The 5,346-nt window shown below is 74.5% G+C and carries 5 protein-coding genes and 1 riboswitch; of the genes, 4 read left to right on the top strand and 1 reads right to left on the bottom strand.

All coding sequences use genetic code 11. From position 1 onward, the window contains the following. From AXW62_RS27320 to AXW62_RS27305, 4 genes are all read left to right on the top strand, one after another. A partial coding sequence (locus tag AXW62_RS27320; protein WP_060946857.1) for a hypothetical protein occupies positions 1 to 637 on the top strand: 637 nt, incomplete at its 5' end. 292 nt (positions 638 to 929) lie between these two features. Then, positions 930 to 1,496, top strand: a complete 567-nt coding sequence (locus AXW62_RS27315; RefSeq protein WP_060946856.1) for a nucleoside deaminase — start codon at positions 930 to 932, stop codon at positions 1,494 to 1,496. Between the two features lie 12 nt (positions 1,497 to 1,508). Further along, positions 1,509 to 2,372, top strand: coding sequence for a YhjD/YihY/BrkB family envelope integrity protein (locus AXW62_RS27310; protein ID WP_030825469.1), 864 nt, complete (start codon positions 1,509 to 1,511; stop codon positions 2,370 to 2,372). A 314-nt stretch (positions 2,373 to 2,686) separates the two neighbouring features. After that, the gene (locus tag AXW62_RS27305) at positions 2,687 to 3,430 is read left to right on the top strand and encodes a Mut7-C RNAse domain-containing protein (RefSeq protein WP_030825472.1); all 744 of its coding nucleotides are present in this window, start codon (positions 2,687 to 2,689) and stop codon (positions 3,428 to 3,430) included. Between the two features lie 401 nt (positions 3,431 to 3,831). On the opposite strand, the gene AXW62_RS27300 is transcribed toward AXW62_RS27305, so the two are convergent. Beyond that, on the bottom strand, positions 3,832 to 4,689 hold the full coding sequence (locus AXW62_RS27300; protein ID WP_060946855.1) for a glutathione S-transferase C-terminal domain-containing protein: 858 nt from the start codon (positions 4,687 to 4,689) through the stop codon (positions 3,832 to 3,834). 334 nt (positions 4,690 to 5,023) lie between these two features. Continuing rightward, a riboswitch (SAM riboswitch) is annotated at positions 5,024 to 5,168 on the bottom strand. Between the last annotated feature and the right edge of the window lie 178 nt (positions 5,169 to 5,346).

The raw sequence follows: 5,346 nt of genomic DNA, 5'->3' as shown, positions 1-5,346 counted from the left end.
CCCGGGCGCGGCGGCCGCCGTCCTCGGCGCGGGCTTCCTCGGCTATCTCGGCTACGCCCGCGCCGCCGCGCCCGGGTCCTCCTGCGGCTGTACGGCACGGCAGGACACCCCGCCCACCTGGCGCGCCTTCGTCCGCGCCGCCGCGGTCCTGGCGGGCGGGGCCGCGGCGGCCCTGGCCCAGCGGCCCTGGTGGACCGCGGCGGCCCGGCAACCGGCCGCGGCGGTGTGCCTCGTCCTGGCCGCGGCGGCGGTCCTGACCGCTCTCCGCGCCGATCCGGACCGCTGGTGGCGGATGCCGCTGCGCCGGCTGCGGCTGCGGATCGCCGGACATCCGCTCACCGCCACCGGCGCCTCGGCGGCGGTCCCGGTGGCCGCGACCATCGAGCTGCTGGAGCGCTCCCGGGCCTGGCAGGGCGCCTCCCGCGTGGTGCGGTCCGCGCTGCTGGACCACTGGGACGACGGCGGCTGGCGCATCCTCCAGTTCGCCGGGGTGTACGGGGGCGGCGCGAAGGCGCGGCCCGTGCTGGTGCTGTTCGCGGTGGACGCGGCGGCCAGCCTGGACACGGTGCGCGAGCCCGCGGTCCGGGTCAGCGTCATCGACGCGGACAGCGGGGCCCCGGTCATGGCCACGGAGTGAGCCGGGGAGTGAGCCGGTGACCCGTGGAACGGCGATCCGCCGAGCCGTCGTCCGGGGTCGAGCCGCCGCCTCGGCCGCGACCAGGTGTCAACCGGCCGATCCGGGAGAACCGGAAGACCACCACCCGTTCGTTTCGCCCACGGCGGTGGGCCCCGTCCGCCGGGAGCCGTGGGTTGCACGGGGGCCCATGACGAGTAGTCTGGGCCAAACGGAAAATCGGAAATTGCCGATCAAATAGGGCGTCTCGCAAGGGTGCCCAGCGCGGGCACGGGAGAGCCGGACGGAGGTTCAGATGGCGAAGCGGGAGTTCCTCGCCGAAGCGGTACGGCTGGCCACCGAATCGGTGGAGAACGGCTGGGGCGGCCCGTTCGGCGCGGTGATCAGCCGCGATGACGCCATCATCGCCCGCGGACAGAACCGGGTGCTGCTCACCGGCGACCCCACGGCACACGCCGAGGTGGAGAGCATCCGCAAGGCGATCCAGGTGCTCAACCCCGAAGCGCCGGCGATAGCCCCGGACCGTGTCGACCAGAGCACGCTGAAACTCGTACCGCGTCCCCAGGGGTCCGCCGACCCGGTGCCGGAGCGCGCCCGGATGCTCCAGGGCTGCTCGATCTACGTCACCGGCGCACCCTGCCCGATGTGCATGGGCGCGATCTACTGGTCGCGGATCGACGCCGTCTACTTCAGCTGCGACCAGGCCGCCACCGCGAAGATCGGCTTCGACGACTCGTTCCAGTACGAGGACTTCCAAAGGCCCATGGACCAGCGCTCGATCCTGATCGAGCAGATCCACCCGGAGCTGGGTGCCGAGGCGTACCAGGCATGGACGGACAAGCCCGACCGGCACCCGTACTGATCGCCGGTGGGTATGTCCGAGCATCCGTCCGCGTCCGGCTCCCGGGGGCCGCGGTCGTGGTGGCGGCGGCTGCACGACGCGGTCCAGCGGTCCGCGATCGGACGCGGCTGGCGGCGGGGCAGCGAATTCGAGCTGCTGCACCGCTCGATGGGCTTCGCCGCCCTGGGCTTTCTCACCCTGGTGCCGCTGCTGATCGTGGTCGCCGCGGCCGATCCGGTCAACCGGCTCGGCTTCGCCCAGTGGCTGGCCGAGGGACTCGGACTCGCCCCCACCTCGCGGGACGAGGTGCAGCGGCTGTTCGCCCAGCCCAAACAGGCGCTGGAGTCCACCACCGCGTTCGGTCTGGCGACGCTGGCCATCTTCGGACTGCGCTTCGGCACGGTGCTCCAGGTCGGCTACGAGAAGGTGTGGGAGCTGCCCGCGGGCCGCTGGCACACCGTCTGGCGCCATCTGGTGTGGCTCGTGGTGCTGATCGGCTATCTGCTGCTCTCCTCCCATCTGGCCCCCGGCCTCTCCCGGGTGCTGGTGGCGGTGGTGGGCACGGTGCTGTTCTTCTGGTGGTCGCAGCGGCTGCTGCTCGGCGGGCGGATCAGCTGGGGCGCCCTGCTGCCCGGCGCGCTGGCCACCGGCGTGGGGCTGCTGGGACTGCGGATCTTCTCCCAGCTGGTGTTCTCCCCGCTGATCGCCTCCAGCGCGGTCTCCTACGGTCCGGTCGGCACCGTCCTGGTCGTCCAGTCCTGGCTGGTCGGCGTCGGTTTCGTGGTCTTCGGCGGCGCGCTCCTGGGCCGGGTGCTGCACGAGGAGTTCCTGCGGCTGGTGGCGTGGCGCCGCAAGAAACGGCGTGACCAGGCCAAGGCGGCCCGGCCGCGGGGCTGAGGCCGCGGGGCCGAGGCCCCGGGCCCCTGCGCACGAAGGCGGGTCCGTCCATGGCGCGGCGCCGGGCCCGTCTGGGCACGGGCACGGTGCGACGCCGGGTCGTTCCGGGGTACGGGCAGGGCGCGGCGCTGGGCCCGTCTGGGCATGGGCAGGGTGCGACGCCGGGTCGTTCCGGGGCACGGGCAGGGCGCGACGCTGGGCCCGTCCGGCGCGGGCATGGCAGGCCGTTCCGGGCACGGGCTTCCCTGATCGTCAAGCCGCGGCCGGCCCGGAACGCCGTCGCCCCGACCGGGCGCGCCTGGCATGCTGGCGGTGTGAACGGACCCGAGATCCATCTCAGCCTCGCTCCTGAACTGCGATTCTTCGTCGGCCCGGAGCGGCGGCGCCCCTGGACGGCCGTCGTCACCGACGGCGTCTCCACCCTCGGCCATGTCGTCGAGTCGCTCGGGGTCCCGCTCACCGAGGTCGGCCGCCTGCTGGTGAACGGCGAGGAGACCGCCGTCTCGCACGTGCCGGGCGCGGGGGAGACCGTGGAGGTCCACCCGGTCGTCCGTCCGCAGCGGGTACCGGGCGCACCGCTGCGCTTTCTGCTCGATGTGCACCTCGGCACGCTCGCGCGGCGGCTGCGGCTGCTGGGCGTGGACGCCGCGTACGAGAGCGAGGACATCGGCGACCCCGAGCTGGCCGCGCGCTCCGCCGCCCAGCGCCGGGTGCTGCTCTCCCGCGACCGGGGGCTGCTGCGCCGCCGTGAGCTGTGGGCCGGGGCGTACGTCTACAGCGACCGCCCCGATGAGCAACTGCGCGACGTCCTCGGCCGGTTCTCCCCGCGCCTGGCGCCCTGGACCCGCTGCACCGCCTGCAACGGCCCGCTGGAGGACGCCGACAAGGAGACGGTCCGGGAGCGGCTCCAGCACGGGACCCGGCGCACGTACGACGTCTTCGCCCGCTGCACGGTCTGCGAACGGGTCTACTGGCGCGGTGCCCACCACGCCCGGCTGGAGGCCATCGTGGCCGGGGCGATGGGCGAGTTCGGCGACACCCGGGCCGCCCTCTCCTGAGCGGCCCGCCCGTTCCGCACTGGGCGGCGCCGCACCAGGTGGCGTGCCTGCTCTGCACTGGGCGGCGTGCCCGTTCCGCACTGGGTGGTGCGCCCGTTCCGCACTGGGCGGTGCGCCCGCTCTGCACCGGACCCGTCCCGTGTGCCCGTGGAGCGGAAGCCTTCGGCGGATCTCCGTGGACCACCCCTGGTGACGGGCGCGGGCGGAGCCGTCCGCGCCCGTCACCAGGGCTCAGCCACTGTTCGGGGTGGCGGCGGCCTGGTGGTCGGCCACGCCATCAGTCGGCTGCCCGGGCACACGGGACGGGTCCGGTGGCTCGCCGCCCTGATGGCCGCCGCCGTGGCCGAGCGGTCGGGGAGGGGCCCGGCCGAGCCCCTCCCCGACCGCGCCACCGGGGACGCTCAGGGCGCGTCCGGTCCGAGCGCCTCCGGAAGCGTGGTGTGGAAGGCCGGATGGGCGTGCAGCCGCCGCACGTAGGCGCGCAGATGAGCATGGCGGGAGACCTGGTCCGCCGCGTCGGGGTCCAGACGCAGCCGGTGCTCGGTGTCGAGCTGGACGAGCGCCACCCACAGGTCCACATCGGCGGCGGTCAGCTCGTCCCCCAGGGCGTACGGCGCGGCCGCCAGCCGGCGGTCGAGCCGGCCGAGGGCCGTCAGCAGCCGCTTCAGACCCGCGTCCCGGCACTCCGCCTCGTTCACCGCCGCGGCCTGCCGCGCGGCGTGGGTGATGTCCGCGTCGAAGAGTTCCCGCAGGGCGTCGATGTCCGCGGCGAGGGCCGCCGGGCGCAGCCGGGGGCGTCCGGCTCCGACGTGGTCGCTCAGGTGGCCGGCCAGGTCGCGCAGGATGTCGGGCGTGTGATTGCTGACGACCCGTCCGGTCCAGCGGTCGCACAGCGCGGGCGCGTCCACCGGGCCGCTGTAGTGGTGCCAGGTGGCCTCGTAGGCACCGCGCAGCGAGGCGAACGCCTCGGGGGTCTCGTCCGGGCGGCCGAGGAGGGTGGTGGTGACGGTGTCCCGGAGCCCGAGCAGATCGAGGGTGATGGAGACGCGCAGCGCGAGCGGACAGTGCGCGGAGAGATAGAGGCGGTAGCGGTGCGGCGCCGGGTAGAAGCCGCCGGCGAGGTCGACGCCGATGCGGCTGCGGAAGCGGTGCGGGGGCGTGTGCGGGGAAGCGGGCGGGGCGATCCGGGGGCGGGCCGAGCAGGGGTCGGGATCGAGAAGAGCGGCAGGACCTGAACTGAGCGGAAATGTCTCGGACATGGCTCTCCAAGGCAATGACGGAGCCCCGGCCCCGCCCTGCCCGGACGGCGCCGACGGCGCAACGGAAGGTAAGCCCGCGCGGAACACCCACCGGATCGGTGCCGGGACACACCCGACCCCCGGCGCGCGGGGCCGCGCTCGGTGACCGTGTCGAATCAGGCGGCTGGACTGGAGGCGCTGCAGATGCGCAGCAGGTCGATGTGCAGACGCCTGGTCAGGGGGCGGGGACGCCGGAACGGGGCCGACGGCCGGGGACGCCGACGGGCGTCTTCCCCGGTGCTGTCAGTCCTGCGCATCTCCACCGGTCCCATCATCGGGGGCTCGCGAGGCAGCGAGACCGCGCTTGTCCCGTCCACATCGACGGAACCCGGTCGTCACCCGGGGGCACCCCGTCGCGGAGAAGGGTTGCCTGTCAGCGAGCCGGGGCTGATGACCCACCCGGCGGGAAACCCGCGCGGTGGGCGCTGACCATCGTGACCGTCCCTGACAGTGTCGTCGCGCTCCGCGAGGGCGTCAACCCATGCCGGTGGCACGGGACGCCCCACCAGCGGGGCGCCCGTCGCTCGCCCCACGCCCTCGCTCGGGCCACGCCGTCATCCGTTGTCCGGTGTCCGTTGTCCGTTCCGCACAACGCGGGCCGAGGGCGCGGTGGATGCC

Source organism: Streptomyces hygroscopicus subsp. hygroscopicus (assembly GCF_001553455.1).
In the GTDB taxonomy this organism is placed as follows: domain Bacteria; phylum Actinomycetota; class Actinomycetes; order Streptomycetales; family Streptomycetaceae; genus Streptomyces; species Streptomyces hygroscopicus.
The sequence above is the reverse complement of the archived record's forward strand: the minus strand, read 5'-3'. Positions and strand labels throughout refer to the sequence as shown.